This is a genomic window from Nocardiopsis sp. N85 (assembly GCF_028882275.1).
Lineage (GTDB): Bacteria > Actinomycetota > Actinomycetes > Streptosporangiales > Streptosporangiaceae > Nocardiopsis > Nocardiopsis lambiniae.
Genome location: NZ_JARBUT010000001.1, coordinates 921,406 through 938,529, shown reverse-complemented (window position 1 = coordinate 938,529; position 17,124 = coordinate 921,406). Strand labels below are relative to the sequence as shown.

Annotated in this window: 14 protein-coding genes; 12 read left to right on the top strand and 2 right to left on the bottom strand. The window is 72.9% G+C overall.

Annotated features, from left to right (window positions below):
• On the bottom strand, positions 1-372 hold a 372-nt coding region (locus tag PWG71_RS04015), incomplete at its 3' end, for an SDR family NAD(P)-dependent oxidoreductase (protein ID WP_274808085.1).
• Positions 373-671: 299 nt separating this feature from the next.
• Between PWG71_RS04015 and PWG71_RS04010 the strand changes: the two genes are divergently transcribed.
• The 8 genes from PWG71_RS04010 (at position 672) to PWG71_RS03975 (ending at position 7,473) form a co-directional block, all read left to right on the top strand.
• Positions 672-1,511, top strand: a complete 840-nt coding sequence (locus PWG71_RS04010) for a helix-turn-helix transcriptional regulator (RefSeq protein ID WP_274808084.1) — start codon at positions 672-674, stop codon at positions 1,509-1,511.
• A 191-nt stretch (positions 1,512-1,702) separates the two neighbouring features.
• Entirely contained in the window at positions 1,703-2,038 is a 336-nt protein-coding gene (locus PWG71_RS04005; RefSeq protein WP_274808083.1) for an SWIM zinc finger family protein, read from the top strand.
• A complete protein-coding gene (locus PWG71_RS04000) occupies positions 2,038-3,066 on the top strand; it encodes a DUF6880 family protein (protein WP_274808082.1) in 1,029 nt (342 codons plus the stop codon). The genes PWG71_RS04005 and PWG71_RS04000 overlap by 1 nt, the downstream gene beginning before the upstream one ends.
• Before the next feature lie 546 nt (positions 3,067-3,612).
• A complete protein-coding gene (locus tag PWG71_RS03995) occupies positions 3,613-3,828 on the top strand; it encodes a hypothetical protein (protein WP_274808081.1) in 216 nt (71 codons plus the stop codon).
• A gap of 95 nt (positions 3,829-3,923) precedes the next feature.
• The gene (locus tag PWG71_RS03990; RefSeq protein ID WP_274808080.1) at positions 3,924-4,487 is read left to right on the top strand and encodes a MauE/DoxX family redox-associated membrane protein; all 564 of its coding nucleotides are present in this window, start codon (positions 3,924-3,926) and stop codon (positions 4,485-4,487) included.
• A gap of 15 nt (positions 4,488-4,502) precedes the next feature.
• Complete coding sequence (locus tag PWG71_RS03985) at positions 4,503-5,060, top strand: TlpA family protein disulfide reductase (RefSeq protein WP_274808079.1); 558 nt, start codon at positions 4,503-4,505, stop codon at positions 5,058-5,060.
• Positions 5,060-6,982, top strand: coding sequence for an ABC transporter ATP-binding protein (locus PWG71_RS03980; RefSeq protein WP_274808078.1), 1,923 nt, complete (start codon positions 5,060-5,062; stop codon positions 6,980-6,982). The genes PWG71_RS03985 and PWG71_RS03980 overlap by 1 nt, the downstream gene beginning before the upstream one ends.
• Entirely contained in the window at positions 6,979-7,473 is a 495-nt protein-coding gene (locus tag PWG71_RS03975) for a S24/S26 family peptidase (protein WP_274808077.1), read from the top strand. Before PWG71_RS03980 ends, PWG71_RS03975 begins: the two co-directional genes overlap by 4 nt.
• A gap of 243 nt (positions 7,474-7,716) precedes the next feature.
• Here the strand turns inward: PWG71_RS03975 and PWG71_RS03970 are convergent, their stop codons facing one another.
• Positions 7,717-8,706: an SEC-C domain-containing protein gene (locus tag PWG71_RS03970; RefSeq protein ID WP_274808076.1), complete on the bottom strand. Its 990-nt coding sequence runs from the start codon at positions 8,704-8,706 to the stop codon at positions 7,717-7,719.
• 108 nt (positions 8,707-8,814) lie between these two features.
• Here PWG71_RS03970 and PWG71_RS03965 point away from each other — a divergent pair, with 108 nt between their 5' ends.
• From PWG71_RS03965 to PWG71_RS03950, 4 genes are read left to right on the top strand one after another with little or no spacing between them, the layout of a single operon-like run.
• Entirely contained in the window at positions 8,815-10,386 is a 1,572-nt protein-coding gene (locus PWG71_RS03965) for a TIGR02677 family protein (RefSeq protein ID WP_274808075.1), read from the top strand.
• Positions 10,383-11,642: a TIGR02678 family protein gene (locus tag PWG71_RS03960; protein ID WP_274808074.1), complete on the top strand. Its 1,260-nt coding sequence runs from the start codon at positions 10,383-10,385 to the stop codon at positions 11,640-11,642. The genes PWG71_RS03965 and PWG71_RS03960 overlap by 4 nt, the downstream gene beginning before the upstream one ends.
• On the top strand, positions 11,639-15,718 hold the full coding sequence (locus tag PWG71_RS03955; protein ID WP_274808073.1) for a TIGR02680 family protein: 4,080 nt from the start codon (positions 11,639-11,641) through the stop codon (positions 15,716-15,718). Before PWG71_RS03960 ends, PWG71_RS03955 begins: the two co-directional genes overlap by 4 nt.
• A complete protein-coding gene (locus tag PWG71_RS03950) occupies positions 15,715-16,992 on the top strand; it encodes a TIGR02679 family protein (protein ID WP_274808072.1) in 1,278 nt (425 codons plus the stop codon). The genes PWG71_RS03955 and PWG71_RS03950 overlap by 4 nt, the downstream gene beginning before the upstream one ends.
• The last annotated feature ends 132 nt before the right edge of the window (positions 16,993-17,124 follow it).

The following is a 17,124-nucleotide window of genomic DNA, read 5'->3' as shown; positions in this document are numbered from 1 at the left end:
GTTGGTGCCGAACTGCAGCTCGAACCCGTCGACCGTGGTCTGTCGGTTCGGTGGCCTCATCACGCCGGCGTTGTTGATGAGGATGTGGATCGGCCGTCCCTCCTCACGCAGGGTGTCGCCCAGGGCCGCGACCGAGTCGAGCGAGGACAGGTCGAGGCCCCGCAGCGAGACCTCGGCGTGGGGTGTCGCGCTCCGGATCCGGGCGATCGCGGCCTCGCCCTTGCCCGGGTTGCGGACCGGCATGATCACCTCGGCACCCGCGGCGGCCAGCCGCGCGGCCATCCCCAGGCCCATCCCGTCGCTCGCACCGGTGACGACGGCGCGCTTTCCGGACAGGTCCGGCATGGTGATGTCGATGGGTCGACGTGGCATGGTCCTGCTCCTTGATGTCGTGGTGGCGGGTTCGCCGACGGGCTGCCGCCGGGGGACCCGTGACTCCCGGTCCGCGCGGGCGGTCGGCGACGGCATGTCCGCTCGCCTCCCCGGCCCCGCTCGGGCCTGGACACCGATCCTGGGCGGGGGGCGCGGACCTATCCAGGACCTGCCGATCACAGGCTCGGCGGTCCGCCTCCGCGCTCGGTACGGGGGGATCGGCGGGCCGTGGCTACCGGCGTCCGCGAGCGGTAGACAGGACGGTGGGAAGCAAGACGGCACCCGAGAAGGAGGAGCGCGTGATCGATCGCACCGGGCTGGCGGAGTTCCTCCGCAACCGGCGTCAGGCACTGCAACCCGAGGACGTCGGCCTGCCGCGCGGGCGGCGCCGCAGGACCAGCGGGCTGCGGTGCGAGGAGGTCGCGTCGCTGTGCCACATGTCGGTCGACTACTACTCCCGCCTGGAGCGGGAACGCGGTCCCCAGCCCTCGCACCGGATGCTCGCCTCGATCGCCCAGGGCCTGCACATGTCGCTCGATGAGCGCGACCACCTGTTCCGCCTGGCCGGCCACAACCCGCCCCCCAGGGGCACCTCCAACGAACACGTCGCCCCCGGGCTCCTGCGCGTGCTCGACCGCTTGGACGACACACCCGCCGAGATCGTCACCGAACTCGGCGAGACCCTGCGACAGTCCCCGATGGGCGTCGCGCTGACCGGGGACACGACGCGGTACACCGGGCCCGCCCGCAGCGTGGGGTACCGGTGGTTCACCGACCCCGCCGCCCGACGGATCCACGCACCGGAGGAACACCCCTTCCTGACCCGGATGTACGCCGCGGGACTGCGCGGACTCGTCACCCTCCGCGGCCCGCGGTCCCGCGCCGCCCACCTGGCCGAACTGCTGCTGGCCCGTAGCGAGGAGTTCCGGCGGGTGTGGGACGACCACGAGATCGGGATACGCCCCCACGACGTCAAACGCTTCGTCCACCCCGAGGTCGGCGCGCTGGAGCTGACCTGCCAGCGGCTCCTCGACCCGGACCAGGCCCACTTACTGCTGGTCTACACCGCCATCCCCGGCACCGAAAGCCACGAGAAACTCCAGATGCTGTCGGTCATCGGCGCTCAGACGCTCCGCTGACTCCGGGGGCCGGATGCGTCCGCGCCACCGCTCCGCGGACCGTCGGCGCGGTGGGGCGGGTGGCCCCGGGGCTCCCGGCACGGGGTCGGCCGCGAGGACGCCGGGCCTGTCGTCGGGGGCGGGTGGGCCCCGGCCAGGTGATCGTTCCGGAACGGCCCCGGACGCACGTGCGCGGGGTGTCGAATGTCGACATGCGCACTTTCTCCAGGGAGGACCTCCTCGAACTCGCCGGGCGGCGATCCTACGAGCGCGGTGTCGACGGCGTCTCCGAGGTCACCGGCCTGACCGTGGACGGGGACACGGTGCGCGGCACCGTCACCGGGTCCCTCCCCTACCGGGTGGAACTCACCCCGCCGGCCGCCGGCATGTCCTGGCGCCGCGACTGCCCGTGGGCGGAGGAGGGGAACTTCTGCAAGCACGCGGTGGCGCTGGGGCCGGTCCACCTGTTCAACGTCGAACACGGTGTGGAGACCCCGGCCGTGGCGGGCACCTGGAGTCGCTCGGCCACGGCGAACTCGTCGACCTAGTGCTGGAGATCGCCGCGTCCTCCCCCGAGGTGCGCGACCGCCTGGAGATGCGTGCGGTCGCCGGTGCGGGCGGTGAGGTGGACCTGGCCGCCCTGCGCGCCCTGATCGACCGGGCGCTGCGCGTCAACGGATTCGTGGAGTACGGGCAGGCCCGGGGGTACGCGGAGGCGGTGGAGCACGTCGCCGACGCCCTGGGCGAGCAGGGGATGGACCGTTACCGGGAGGAGCTGTCCCGGATCCGGTCCGAACGACCGAAGGAGGACTGCTCCGCGCACTTCCTGATGACCGAGTTCGCCCGGGTCACCGGCGACACCGACCTCCTGGTCGAGCTGTACGCCTCGCACGGGGACCGGGTGTACTACGCGGGGATCGTGAACGCCCTGCACGCGGCGGGCCGCCGGAAGGAGGCCCTGCGCTGGGCGTGCGAAGGCCTGGAGAAGGGCACCGGCCGAGTGGACGAGCGGCTCGTGGACTACGCGGTCCGCGCGCATCGGGAGGCCGGCCGGGAGGCGGAGGTCCGGCGGCTGCGGTGGACGGTGTTCGAACGCTCCCCGGAGGTGCGGACCTACCGGGCCCTGCGCGAGGACACCCCGGAGCAGGAGTGGCCGGGGGTGCGGGAGCGGGCACTCGCGGTACTGCGGGAATCCGCCGCAAGTCGGCGCCACCCCGGCTACCCCAGCACCCTGGTCGAGGTTCTGCTGGACGAGGGGAGCGCGCGGGAGGCGTGGGAGGCCGCCGTCGAGCACGGCTGCGACGACCGCCAGTGGCTGCGGGTCGCCGCGCTGCGGGAGACCTCGCATCCGCAGGACGCCCTGGGGGTGTACCTGCCTCGGGTCGCAGCGAAGGTGCGGCCGACCGATCCGGCGCTGTACCCGGAGGCGGCCGAGCTGGCCCGGAAGGTGCACCGGCTGTACGAGCGCCTGGGCCGGCCGGAGGAGGCGCGGGCGTTCGTCGACGGGCTGCGGACCGAGCACCGGCGCAAGCGGCGGTTCATGGCCGAGCTCGACCGGATGGGCCTCGAACGTTGACGGCGCGGGTGCGGAGATGGCGCCCCCTGCCGTCTCCTTGATTCCGGCGGCGTCCCGAACAGGACCGACCGGCCCCGGCACCCCCTCCACCATTTCGGTACCACGACCCGAACGGTTCCCTGTCGGCAGAGAATCCCCGAATTTCTCACGCACCGCCACCGAATAGAAAAACGCGACACCACCATGCGCGTTTTTCATATATGCGGATTCATTGAGTTGCTCTCATTTTCGGACGAGCGGGACCGGCCGCCCGGGGAGACGGGGAAAGCCCTCCTCGGCAGGTCGGGCCGACACCGAGAACCGGCGTTTCCGCACCGTGGCAAGCACGTCACCGCACTTCGATTGATGGGATCATGGAATGCGAGGATCTCACCACCTCTGTTCCTGTTGTTTCTGCTGTTTCGGTTGTTCCCATAGTTTCCGCTGTTCCGATTGCCCCTGTTAACTCCCGGCAACATATCCAATAAGCCTGGCGTAATAGGTCGTTCAACATTTAAGGTGCTGATGTCGCCCCACAGTAGGGCGTGATGAGAGAAAGGTTGTTCCATGAAGGCCTCCCCCCTCCTTCGTTTCGCCGACCGGATCCTCGAACGCTTCACCCCCCGGGTCGAGGCCCAGGCCGCCGCCGCGCCGTGCGGCTACCAGTACCGCTGCGTCAGCAGCAGCTGCTCCCGCCGCGTGTACAGGCAGCGCCGTGAGTGCTGCCTGCAGGGCGGCGAGGCCCGTTGCGGCTCGTGGGTGACCATCGCCTGCGACTGCTGATCCCCCCGGCCGGCGTGGCCCCGCCACCGGACGGGGCCGCGCCGGCCCCTCCTCCCCCGATCCCCCGTGACCTGTGACCTGTGAAGCGGACCCCCTTGCTCGTACTCACCACGTTCTTCCTACAGACCGCGGTCGCCGGGATCTTCCTCACCTCCGGGCTGTCCAAGATCCGCGGTGAGGCCAACCTCCGGACCTGGTCGGACCTGGCCGAACGCCTTCGTGTTCCGCGTTTCCCCGCCCGTGCCGCCTCCCACACGCACGTCGCGGTCGAGCTGCTCGTGGGTGCCGCCCTGCTCGCCGGGGCGTGGGCGAGGGTGCCCGCCCTGGTCGCGGCCACCCTCCTGTTCGCGGCGTTCGCCCTGCTCGCCCTGTACTCCGTGCGCGCGGAGAAAGCCGTCACGTGCTCGTGCTTCGGCAAGGCCGAGTCCGCGCTGGGGTGGCCGCACGTGTGGCGCAACGCCGTGCTGACCGTGCTCGCCGCCGCCGGCCTGGGGTGCTCCCTCGCGCTCGGGCCCGAGCTCCCGACGCCGGGCGGGGCGGCCGTGGCGCTGGCGGCCGCCGTCGCCGTCACGGCGGTGGCGTTCTACTTCGACGACCTCGTCGACCTCTTCAGTCCCGGAGCGGGCGGCACGCCGTCCACGCCCCTCCCCCACGCATAGAACCTGGAGAACGTGATGGGAGTCCTCATCGCGGCGGTCGTGGTACTGACCGCTCTCACGCTGTTCAACCTGGTACTGACCCTGGCGCTGGTGCGCCGCCTGCGCCATTCGGAGAACCCGGGGCAGGCAGGGGCGTTCCCCGTGTTCCCGGACCTGGAGGAGGTCCCGGCCGGCCGGGCCGTCCCGGAGTTCACCGCCACGACCAGGGAGGGGATCGAGGTCTCCGCCAAGGAGCGGCTCGGCGACCGGGCGGTGTACGCGTTCTTCGACACCAGCTGCGGCAGCTGCAAGAAGCAGCTCCAGCCCCTGGTGGACTTCGCCGGGGACGCGGGGCTGTCCCCCGAGCAGGTCATCGCGTTCGTGGGGCACGAGGACCCCGAGGCCGACGCGGACGCCTACACCTCCGTCCTGGAGGGGCACGCCACCATCGTCATGCAGAGCCTCGGCGACGAGGTGGGCCTGGCGTTCTCACCCGGCGGCATCCCCGCCATCATCCTCGCCGACGCCGACGGTGTGGTGGTGCGCTCCGGCGTGGAGGTCAGGAGCGTCGCGGCCGCCTTCCTGGAGGCCTGATGTCCTCGGGCCCGGACGAGTCCGCCCCCAGGGACGGGATGGGTCCGCGCACCACGTGTGTGCGGGCCCTCCACTCGCTGGAGATCGCCTGGCGGGCGGCCCCCTGGTCGCTGGCCCTGTACTCCGCCCTGACGGTGGTGGCCGGCGTCCTGCCCGCCGGGGTCACCCTCGTCACCAAGTGGCTCCTGGACATCCTCCAGGCCGGTGACGGCGCCGGGGGCGTCCCGGGGCCGCTGGTGGAGGCGCCCCTGCTGCTCGTGGTGTTCCTCGGGGCGTTCACCCTGGTCTCCGCGTTGTCCGAGTACGTGCTGACCTACCTGAGCTCACGTCTGAAGCGTGCGGTGGCACTGCTCGTGCAGCAGCGCCTGTACGGCGCGGTCAACCGGATCGCGGGGCTGCGCCGGTTCGAGGACCCGGCTTTCCTGGACCGGTTGCGGATGGCGCAGACGTCGGCGACCACCGCTCCGGAGGAGATCCTCGGGTCGCTGTTCGGAACCGTGCGCTGGGCCCTGACGATCACGGGCTTCCTCGGCATCCTCCTGACCATCAGCCCCGTGATCACCGCGATCACGGTCGCGTCCGCCCTGCCGATGCTGTTCGTGCAGATGATGCTCAACCGCGAGCGGGCCGGGATGCTGTGGCAGATGAGTCCGCGCATGCGCCGGCAGATGTTCTACCAGCAGCTGATGCTGGACCCGGCGGCGATCAAGGAGACCCGCCTGTTCGGCGCCGGGGGGTTCCTGCTGGGGCGGATGCGCGGTGAACTGCTCCGGATCAACGACGCCGAGGAGCGCCTGGACCGCAAGATGGTCCTCACCCACGGGCCCCTGGCCCTGCTGGGCGCGCTGGTGTCCGCGGGCGGCCTGGTGTGGATGGTGGCGGGCGCGTTGCGCGGGGAGTTCACGATCGGTGACGTGTCGGCGTTCATCGCGGCGGTCGCGGGGGTCCAGTCGTCCCTGGGCGGCATCGTCGGGAGCCTGACCGGCGCCTACCAGGCCCTGCTGTTGCTGGGCCACTACCAGGACGTGGTCTCCACACCCTCGGACCTCCCGGTTCCGGCCGATCCGCGTCCCCTCGCGCGGCTGCGTGAGGGGATCGAGGTGGAGGACGTGTGGTTCCGGTACACCGACGACGGGCCGTGGGTGCTCAAGGGGGTGTCGCTGACCATCCCCGCGCAGGGGTCGCTGGCGCTGGTGGGGCTCAACGGCGCCGGCAAGAGCACCCTGGTCAAGCTCCTGTGCCGCATGTACGACCCGACCCGGGGCCGGGTGCTGTGGGACGGGACGGACATACGCGAGGTGGACCCGGAGGCGCTGCGGAACCGGATGAGCGCGGTCTTCCAGGACTTCATGTCGTATGAACTGCCCGTGCGGGAGAACATCGCGCTCGGGGCCCTGGAGGACAGGGACGACGGTGACCGGGTCCGCGAGGCCGCACGGACGGCCGGGGCGGACGGGTTCATCGAGGAGATGCCGCACGGGTACGACACGGTGCTCTCCCGTGTCTTCTACCAGTCGGAGGACGGGGACGGGGACACGGCATCGGGCACGACCCTGTCCGGCGGCCAGTGGCAGAAGCTCGCGATCGCACGGTCGCTGATGCGGCGGGGCCGGGACCTGCTGATCGTGGACGAGCCGACCTCGGGACTGGACCCGGAGGCCGAGCGGAGGGTGCAGGACCAGCTGCGGACCCTGCGCGACGGGGCCGCGACGGTGATGATCTCCCACCGGTTGGGGGCGGTACGCGGCGCGGACCGGATCGTGGTCCTACAGGACGGTGTGATCACCGAGCGGGGCGACCACGGGGAACTGATGGGCAGGGGCGGGGAGTACGCCCGGTTGTTCTCCCTCCAGGCCGAGGGGTACACCGGCGGCGACGCACCCGGTGCCCCGCCCGCGGAACCGGACGAGGTGATGGCGTGATCCTGGGTGCGGTGCTGGGTCTGGTGGTGCTGATACTCACCGCCCTCGGGGCGGTGGCCTGGTGGCTGCACCGCCGCTATGTGGTGATCACCGTGCGGGGAACGAGCATGACACCGACCTACCGGCCCGGAGACCGGGTGCTGGTCCGCCGCGGCCTGTCCGGCATGGCGACGGACGGCGTGGTGGTCGTGGGCGAGCCCGACCCGGTGACCGGTTGGCGCGAGTCGGCCCCGTTGGACGGGAGGGTCACCGGCCGGGGGTGGTACATCAAGCGGGTGGTCGCCGTAGGAGGCGACCGGTACCCGGTGGAGGTCGGCCTCCGGGGAACGTGCCCGCGAGGGCATGTGGCACTGCTGGGCGACAACGTGCTGAGTTCGGACTCCCGAGCCCACGGGCCCTGCCCCGAGGAACAGATCCTGGGGGTGGTGGTCCGACGGATGGCACCCGCTCCCGGTGAACCGGAGGTGACGGGTGGATCCCCCCGGGTGTGACGGGGGGATCCGGCGGACCGGACCCGGGAAGGTGCGTCAACGGTGGCCCGGGCGGCGGTGGTACCTTCCACGCTCCCGTCTCCGGCGGAACACGCCGTGAGGAAGAGGGGCGGCCAAGAGCGGACCCGGCGCGGAACGGGTTTCACGGCCCGTCCCGGCGCAGGTCGGCGGAGTACGGCCATGAACCTTCGCTTGGGCCGGTGCCCGGTCCGCGGCCCGTCGACGCACGCCCGGGCAGGCGGGTCAGGACAGGGCCGGGGTGCCGCAGCACTTCTTGTACTTGCGGGTGGAGCCGCACCAGCAGGGTTCGTTGCGGCCGGGCGGCCAGGGGGACAGGCGCGGGGAGTCCTCCGGGATCGTTTCCTCCGCCCAGGTGGTGAGGGGGTCCTCGCCGGGCGACAGGGGGTGGGCGCGTGAGAACGCGGCGACCTCGTCGGCGTCGGCGGTGACCGTGAAGAAGCGGGTCTCGGGGCGCTCGCGCTTGCCCGCGCGGAGTTCGCGTTCGGCGTCGGTGTAGTGGTCGTTCTCCGGCGTGGTCGCGTCGGTCAGTCCGGCCTGACGGGCGCGGGGCAGGGAGTCGCGAGAGAAGACCGGCCGGACGCCCTGGAGGAGGACGGGGTCGTCGGGGTACTCGTCGTCGAAGGCGCCCAGGGTGTCGGAGAGGCCGTCGAAGGCGAGGCGGGCGGCCCGGTCGTGGTCGTCCTCGGGCAGGCCCAGCCGCTCGCGCGTCCGGGCGCGTCCCTGGAGGGTCATCACCTCCAGGGCGTCGTCCGGTTCGAGGTCGTCGGCGGGTCGGGAGAGCGCGTCGCGGCAGGCGATGTTGAAGCAGCGCAGCGCCCTCTCGACGTCGCCCAGCTCTTCGAGCAGTTCGGCGAGCAGGTGCGCGGGGCCGGGCATGAGCGCCGGGTCGCCGACGAGCACGTCGATGATCGCGTCGGCGTCCCGGGTGGCGCCGTCCTCGCGGAGCCGGTCGGCCAGCGAGTAGGCCGCGTACTGGCCGCTCTCTCGGGTCGGCGCGTCGGCGCGGACCGCCTCCAGGAGGCGGCGGGCGGCGTCGGGCCGGTCGGCGCGTTCCAGGTACTCCACGGTGTCGAGGAGGACGTCGCCGACCTCGTGGGGGAAGTCGACGAGGTCGGTCAGGAACTCCCGGGGGAGGTCCAGGCCGCGGATCACCTCCCACAGTCGCGGGGAGATCACGTCCTGGAGGGGTTCCGGAAGGGTCTCGTGGGTCATGGCCTCGACGGTAACGGGGTGTTCCGGTACGTGCGCCGTTTTCGAGGGAATCCACGGGATCGAACACGGTACGGCGTCCGAGTACGGTGGGGTCGATCGGATGGCGCCGTGAGTGGGAACGGATGGGGCATGCACGGTTTCGAGCGGCTTCCCGCCAGGGTCTTCGACTTCACCGTCGGCGGTCGCCGCGATCTGTACTTCGCGATCCTGCACGTGTTCAACGACGCCAACGAACGGCTGGAGACGGCGCTGCTGTTGGAGCAGGTGCACACCCGGCTGCCCGACACCGGGTTCGGCGAACCGGTGGAACAGGACGAGGTGGAGGCCGCGCTGCGGCACCTGGAGACGCTCGGGCTGGTGGAGTCCTCGCAGAGTTACACGGCCGGGTACGCCACCGCCGCCGAGTTCGAGCGCAAGAACGTCCAGTACACGCTGACCGTGCGCGGAGAGGCCGAGTTCGCCGGGGTGCGGGTGACCCTGGAACGGCTGAAGGAGAAGGGCGCCCTCCAGGCCGCGGTCCTGGACGCCATCGCCGATCGGCTGACCGCCCTGCACCTGTTGACGGGGGATGACGATCCCGCCGCCGACAACCGGGTCTTCATCGCCCTCCAGGAGTTGGAGGGGCACCTGGACTCGCTCCGGGACAACACCAAGCGCTTCAACAACGAACTCCAGCGGCTGCTGCGCGCCGACGGCGCCGACCTGGACACCTTCCACGAGGTCAAGCGGGCCACCGTCGGGTACCTGGACGCGTTCGTCGACAACCTGGAGGAGCGGGCCCGGACCATCGCCGACGCGCTGGTGCGCGTGGAGGGGCACGGGATCGAGCGGGTGTTGGAGCGCGCGCTGAACGGGGCGAACCTGCCGCCGAGCGCCGGGGACCGGACGCGCGCGGACTGGATGGCGGGCAGGCGCGCCAAGTGGTCGGGGTTGCGGTTGTGGTTCGCCCCCACCGCGGACGGCCAGGAGGGTGTGCGCAGGTTGCACGAGGTGGCGCGGCGGGCCATCGGTTCGTTGCTGGAGACCCTGGAGCGGATCACCGAGTCACGGCGCCGGGCCTCCAGCACGGCCGAGGACCTGCGCACCGCCGCGCGGTGGTTCGCGCGGTCGGGCACGGAGGAGGAGCGGCACCGACTGTGGTCGGCGCTGACCGGTCTCTCCCCCGCCCGGCACGCGGTCCTGGGCCATGAGGACGGGGAGTCGATCGCTCCGGGGACCTCGTGGGCGGCCGAGGAGGCCGACCCGGTCCCGGTGTCGCCGAACCTGCGTTCGTCGGGGCGTTCGGGGAGAGTCGCCCGGACCGCGCGGGTCCGGGACGTGCGCGAGGTGGGTGAGCGCAGACGGGAGCGGGCGCTGGCCCAGCGCGCGGAGATGGAGCGGGCCCTCCGGCTGCTGGCCACCGACGGTCCGGTGCGGTTGTCGGCGTTCGGGGGGTTGGAGCACGATGTGTTCGAGGAGTTGTTGTCGTTGCTCGGTCGGGCGTTGTCCGAGCCCGTCTCGGGGGACGGCGCGCGTCGCGCCCTGACCTCCGACGGGCGGATGGAGATCGTGCTGCTCGCGGCCGGGGACGGCCGGGTGGCGACGTTGCGCACGCCGCTGGGGGTGTTCACCGGTCCGGACCACGTGGTGTCGATCGGTGTCCCCGGGGCGGCGACGGTGCCCGAGGGGGAGGCGCGGTGAGGGTCTCGTCGGCGCGGTCGGCCAACCGCAGGGTGGACGAGGTCAGGTACGAGATGACCGTGGGCATCCGGGCGTTGCTCGCCTCTCCCCTGCTCACCCGGGAGACGGACGAGGCGGCGTTCACGGTGGTGCGTCGCCGGCGCACGGAGTTGACGGCGTGGTTCGACTACTTCTGCGGGTGGGCGTTGACGGTGGAGCCCCGGCACGGGTACGCCCGGTTGGCCAAGGTGCGCGCCGTCGACTCCCACGTGGCCGTGCCGCGTCCGGCCCGGCGGGTGCGCGGAACCGGTACGCCGTTCGATCGGCGGCGGTACACGTTGTTCTTCCTGGCGGCGGCGGAGTTGACGGTGTTGAGCCGGACCACGATCGGTCTGCTCGCCCAGCGGGTGGCGCACACGTGCGCGGTGGAGGACGACATCGCCGACTTCGACTCCTCGGTGCGGGCCGAGCGGGCGGCCCTGGTGGACGCCCTGCTGTTGTTGGAGCGTTACGGGGCCATCACCGCCGTGGACGGCGGTACCGAGTCGTATCTGGCGGGGGCCGACGCGCTGGTGCTGTACCGGGCGGACACGGCGCGGCTGGCCCGGTTGTTGAGCGCTCCGGTTCCTCCGTCGCGTGCGGCCGGGGACGGGCCGGACCCGGCGGCCCTGGTGGTCGAGGAACGGTACGGGCCCCGTCCCGGGGACGGCGAGGCCGCCGTGGAGGCGGCTCCCACCCACAACCAGCGCCTGCTGTGGGCCCGGCATTCGCTGATGCGCCGCCTGTTGGACGACCCGGTGGTGTACACCGCCGACCTGAGCGAGGCCGAGGCGGAGTACGCGTCGACCCTGACCGGGCGCTCCCTGGTGCGCCGGGCGGCCGAGGAGGCCGGGTTCCTGCTGGAGGAACGGGCCGAGGGGTACCTGCTGGTGGACGCGGACGGGCGGTCCACCGACGACCGGTTCCCCGGTGAGGGGCATGTGAAGCAGACGGCCCTGCTGCTGCTCGACGTCCTGGTGGCGGCGACCGCGCCGGTGCCGTTCGCCGACCTGGCCGGGGAGGTGGAGGGGCTGCTGGAGCGGCGGCCCGCCTGGGCCAGGACCTTCCGTTCCGAGGGTGGCGCCGCCCGGTTGGCCGAGGCCGCGGTGGACGTGCTGGTGGGGCACGGACTGGCCCGTGGCGCGCCCGGCTCCCTCCCGGGCGAGAGTGCCCATCAAGCCCTTGCGGCGGCCCACCGGTACGCCGTGGACCGTTCCGACTTCGAAGGAGGAGCATGACCGACGAGCCCGGTGGGGTGACGCCCGGCCGCTGGAGGCCGAGCCGCGCGGGCATCCTCAACGTGTGGCGGTACTACCGGGAGACCTTCGCCTTCCACCGGGGGCGGCTGCTGCTGCGGGGCCGCAACGGGACGGGCAAGTCCAAGGCGCTGGAACTGCTGTTGCCGTTCCTGTTGGACGCGAGCCTGCGCCCGAACCGGTTGTCGACCTTCGGCGGCGGCGAGCGGGTGATGCACTGGAACATGATCGGGCACGGGTACCCGGGGGCGACCCGGGTGGGCTACGTGTGGCTGGAGTTCGAGCGGGCCGGCGCCTCCGGGAACGAGTACCTGACCCTGGGCGCCCGGTTGCAGGCCACCCGGGACGTCTCGTCGGTCAAGGCGACGTACTTCACCGCGTCCGCGCGTGTGGGCGGGTCCCTGGCGCTGCTCACCCCGGAGGAGCAGCCGCTCACCGTCAAGCAGCTCAAGGAGGTGGTGGAGGGTCCCGGGCACGGGGTGGTGTACCCGGGGGCGGAGGAGTACCGGTCGGCGGTCCGCTCCTCGTTGTACCCGGGTTTGGACCAGGCGCGCTATGACGCGCTCATCACCGCGCTGCTCCAGTTGCGCACCCCCAAACTCTCCGAGCGGTTGGACCCGGGGTTGTTGTCGTCGCTGCTGTCCAGTGCCCTGCCGCCGTTGGGGCACGGGGAGCTCGCCGACATCGCGGGCGGGTTCGAGCGGTTGGACCGCCACCGTGAGGAACTGCGGACCCTGGCCGTTGAGGTCGAGGCCGCCAAGGCGCTCGCCGACCGGCAGCGGGTCTACGCCTCCCGGGTCCTCCGGGGCGCGGCGGCGGGGCTCGTCTCCGCGACCGGTGCCATGGACCGGTCCGCGGCCGAGGTCAAAAGGGTCGAGGTCGAGGCCGCGCGGATCACGGCGGAATCGGAGGAGCTGGACGAGCGGGAGAAGGGCCTGGAACGTCGGTTCGAGACCCTCTCCGACGAGCTGCGGGGGTTGAAGGACGGCGACGCCTACCGCGCCGGCGCGGGCATCGAGATCCTGCGGTCGAGCGCGGACCAGGCCCGCGAGGACGCGGACGCGCGGGCGCGGGACTCCGAGGAGCGGCGGGCGCGGGCCTCCCGTGCCCGGACCCGGGCACGGGAGGCGGCGGAGAGGGCGGCGCGCGCCGAACGGGAGACGGCGTCCCTGAGGGGCGAGGTCGCCCGCACGGCCGAGCGGGCCGACCTGGCCGGTGTGGTCGAGGAGGCGGAGAAGGCCCTGGTCGCGGAGGGCCCGGAGGGCGTGGGCCGGTTCCGCCGGTTGGTGCGGGCCGCCGTGCGGCACCGGGGTTCCCTGATCGAGGAGGTCCGGACGGCCGCGGAGCTGCGCCGGGAGCGGGTGCGGCGCCGCGAGGAGCTGGAGTCGGACCTGGGGGACGCGGCCGAGGATCTGGCCGACGCCGAGGAGACGGCGGGCAAGGCCGCGGCGGCGCACGAGTCCCGGATGGAGGATCTGACCCGGGCCGTGGAGGCGTGGGCCCGGGAGTGCGTGGAGCTGTCCCTGCCGGAGACGGAGGCGCTGGTCGAGGGGATCGACCGGGACGGCGGTACCGGACCGCACGCGGTGGTCGCCGAAGCGCACCGGCGATCCGGTGAGGTCCTGGCCGTGCTGGACCAGGAGCACCGGCGGCGTGCCGAGTCGGTCGGAAGGGAACGCGCCGAGGTGGCCGGTGCGATCGCGGAGCTGGAGACGGCGACGGAGGTCGCCCCGGTGGCGCCGCGCACCCGGACGGCCGACCGGGCCGGGCGCCCCGGCGCCCCGCTGTGGCGGACGGTGGCCTTCGCCGAGGGGATCCCCGTGTCCGTGCAGGCCGGGGTGGAGGCCGCGCTGGAGGCGTCGGGGCTGTTGGACGCCTGGATCATGCCCGACGGGTCGGTGCCGGCGGGCGGGGTGCTCGGCGACACGGTCGTGGCGGTCGCCGGGAGGCCCGTCGCCGGGCCCGACCTGTCACGGGTGCTGGTCGTCGATGAGGAGAGCCCCGTCCCCGCCGGGCGTGTGCGCGCGATCCTGGCCGGGGTCGCCTATACGGGGAGCGGTCCCGTCGCCGGACCGGAGGGCGCGGAGGCCGGTCCCGTGGTCGCGGTGAGCGGCGACGGGCACTGGCGGACGGGTCCGGTGTACGGCCACTGGTCCAAGGAGGAGCCCGCGCACATCGGTTCCCGGGCCCGAGAGCGGGCGCGGGCGCGCACCATCGCCGAACTCACCGAACGGCTGGAGGAACTCGACGGGGCCGCGGCCCTCGTCTCCGCCGAGCGGGAGAAGGCGGCCGAACGCCGACGGAGGCTGGCCGCCGAAGTGGCGGCGCTTCCCCCGGACGTCGAGACCCGCGGGACCGCCGGTGAACTGCGTTCGGCACAGCAACGGGTCGCCGACCGGCGCACGGGCCTGGACCGGCGCCGTCGAAGGCTGGAGGGGCATCTGCCCCTCGTGGCGACGGCCGAGCGGGACCTCCACTCCCTCGCGGCACGTCACCGGCTGCCGGTCGACGCCGAGGCGCTGGAGTCGGTCCGCGAGGCGTTGGCCGCCGTGGGCGAGGCGGTGGAGAACCGGCTCGACCATCAGGTGGAGCTGTTCGGTGCGCGGTCCCGTCGCGACGAGCTCGACGAGACCGCCCGGCGCTCCGAGGAGGAGGCCGAGGCGTCGGCCGGAGCGGCCCTGGTCGCCGAGGACGACGCGCGGGCCCTGCGGACCCGTCTGGACACGATGGAGGCCACCGTCGGGGTGGAGCACCGCCGGGTCCAGGAGCAGGTGGCGGCCAAGGAACGGCGTTCCACGGAACTGCGCCGTGAGCTGGCGGATCTGCGGGAGGAGAGACTCGTCCTCAGGGAGGGTCTGGGGGTGACGCTCACCGAGGTCCGCGCCCTGCGGAACGCGAGCGCCGTCGCGGTGGCCGCGCGGGACGCGGCGGCGGAGCACTTCCGTTCCCTCGTGGGCACCTCCCTGTACGAGGATTCGGGGATCGACGTGGCCGTTCCCGAGGAGTTCACGGTGCGCGGCACGCTGGAGACGGCGCGGGCCGTGGCGTCCGCCTCCGGCCGCGCCGACCACTCGCCCGAACTGGTCGGCACGGCGCGCGCGAGGGTCACCGAGGCCGTGTACACCGCCCGGGACGCGCTGTCCGAACGGGCGCTCCTGGAGTTGGTCACCCATGAGGAGATCCAACAGGTGAGCGCGCTCGTGGACGGGGTGCGGGTCGGCGCCCGGGGGTTGCACGACGTTCTGGTCGAGGAGCGGCGGGTCCGGTCCGGCGACCTGACCGAGGAGGAACGCGCACTGTTCGACCGGGTGTTGACCGGTGACACCCGACGTCACCTCGCCGACCGACTGCGCCGGGCCCAGGGCCTGGTCGAGGGGATGAACGAGCGGTTGTCCCGGGTGCGCACGGCGTCCCGGATCGCGGTCCGGCTGCGCTGGGAGGTGGCACCGGACGCGCCGAGCGGCACCCTGCGCGCCCGGGAACTACTGATCCGCGACCCTCGGAATCTGGGCGAGGCCGACCGCGAGGCCCTGCACGCGTTCTTCCGTGAGCGGATCGACGACGCGCGGGCCGGGGACACGCCGGCCGGGTGGGAGGAGTACCTGGCCCAGGTGTTGGACTACACCGCCTGGCACCGGTTCACCGTCGAGTTGGACAAGGACGACGGCGCCGGGTGGCAGGTGCTGACCCGGCGCGCCCACGGGGGGCTCTCCGGCGGGGAGAAGGCGATCGCGCTGCACCTGCCGTTGTTCGCGGCGGTCGCGGCGCACTACGCCACCGATCCCGGTGCTCCCCGGTTCATCCTGTTGGACGAGGTGTTCGTCGGTGTGGACAGCGCCAACCGGGGGCAGATCTTCGCGCTCCTGGTCGATCTCGGCCTGGACATGGTGCTGACCAGCGATCACGAGTGGTGCACCTACGCCGAGCTCGACGGTATCGCCATCCACCAGTTGATCCCGGCGGAGCCCGATGAGGCCGACGACGCGGTGACCACGGCCCGGTGGGTGTGGACGGGCGGGGAGCTGGAGAGCGACGCATTCGCCGGGGAGACCGGGTGAACGCCGCCGGGGAGGTACCCGGACACCTCGGGGAGGACACCCTCCTCCCCCTGTGGGGGGCGTTGCACGAACGGCTGTCCTCCGGCAGGTCGGTGCGCTCGGTGACAGTGAAGGGGCTGGACGCGGCGTCGCAGGAGGCCGTGGCCGACCTGTTGGGGCTGCCCTCCTATCCGGGGCCCGCCGTGAGGGTGCGGCTGGACCGCTTGGAGGAGGCGCTGGCGCCTTCGGGCGCGGACGTCAGGTCCGTGGTGGAGGCGGTCGTCGGCCCGATCGGCGACCGTGCCGCCCACCGGGAGCGGGTCGCGGACGAACGTGAACGGTTGTGGTCGTGGCTGTCGCGGCACCCGGTGGTCGTCGCCCAGCCGGCGCTGTCGCACTGGGTGGACCGGGTGCGCGCGGACGGTGTGCCCGGGGGTGGGCCGGAGGTGTTCCGGGTCCGGCTGGAGCACGCGTTGCGGGTCGTGGCGGCCCTGCCCGCCGAGGACGGTCGGCCGTTGCCGGCCCTGGCGGCCGAGGTCGTCGGGGACCCGCACGCGCTGGACGGCGGCAGTCCCTTGGCCCACCTGGTGCTGAAGGCCCTGGCCGCGCTGCGCGACCTGCCCGTGCCCGGTAACGCGCACGACCGGAGGGCGTTGTGGGGGGCGTTCGGGGTGGACTGCGACGTCCATTCCAGTTCCGTCCTGACCCTGGGTCTGCGCCCGGAGGGGGACGGCCCCCTGGCCGTGACCCTTCGTGTGTGGGCCGACGCGGGACGGGCCGCCGTCGTGACCCTGGACCAGCTGTCCGTGGACCGGTCGTCCACCGACGCGCATCCGCCATGGTCCGCCCCGGTGGTCCATGTGGTGGAGAACCCGTCGGTCCTGGCCGTGGCGCAACGCGGGCTGGGGAGCGCCTGTCCGCCTCTGGTCTGCACGGCGGGATGGCCGAGCGGCGCCGCCGTCGCCCTGCTCCGGTCGTTGTCCCGGAGTGGAGCGGAACTGCGCTACCACGGGGATTTCGACGGGGAGGGCCTGCGCATCGCCGCCCACGTCATGGCCGGAACCGGTGCCCGCCCCTGGCGTATGGGCGTCGGTGACTACCTGGCGGCGGCAGCGGGGACGGCGGCGGCTCCGCACCCGGGCCGGGTCACGGCGGCGCCCTGGGATCCAGGGCTGGCGGACGCCCTGTCCTCCCGTGGCGTCGCCGTTCACGAGGAGCGGGTCGCCGAGATCCTCGTGGCGGATCTGCGGGCGTTGTCGGCGGAGGGCGCCGAGGGTGCGATCCGGTCCCGGTGAGGGATACGGACCGACCGTTGCGGCGCATCCGCTCTCCGTGACGGTTCGTGTGCGCGAAACGGCTCCGCCGGCGGGGTGCCGCGCTGGAGAACGGTGACGGCGCGCACGGCGGACAGGGCCCGTGGTCGGGTG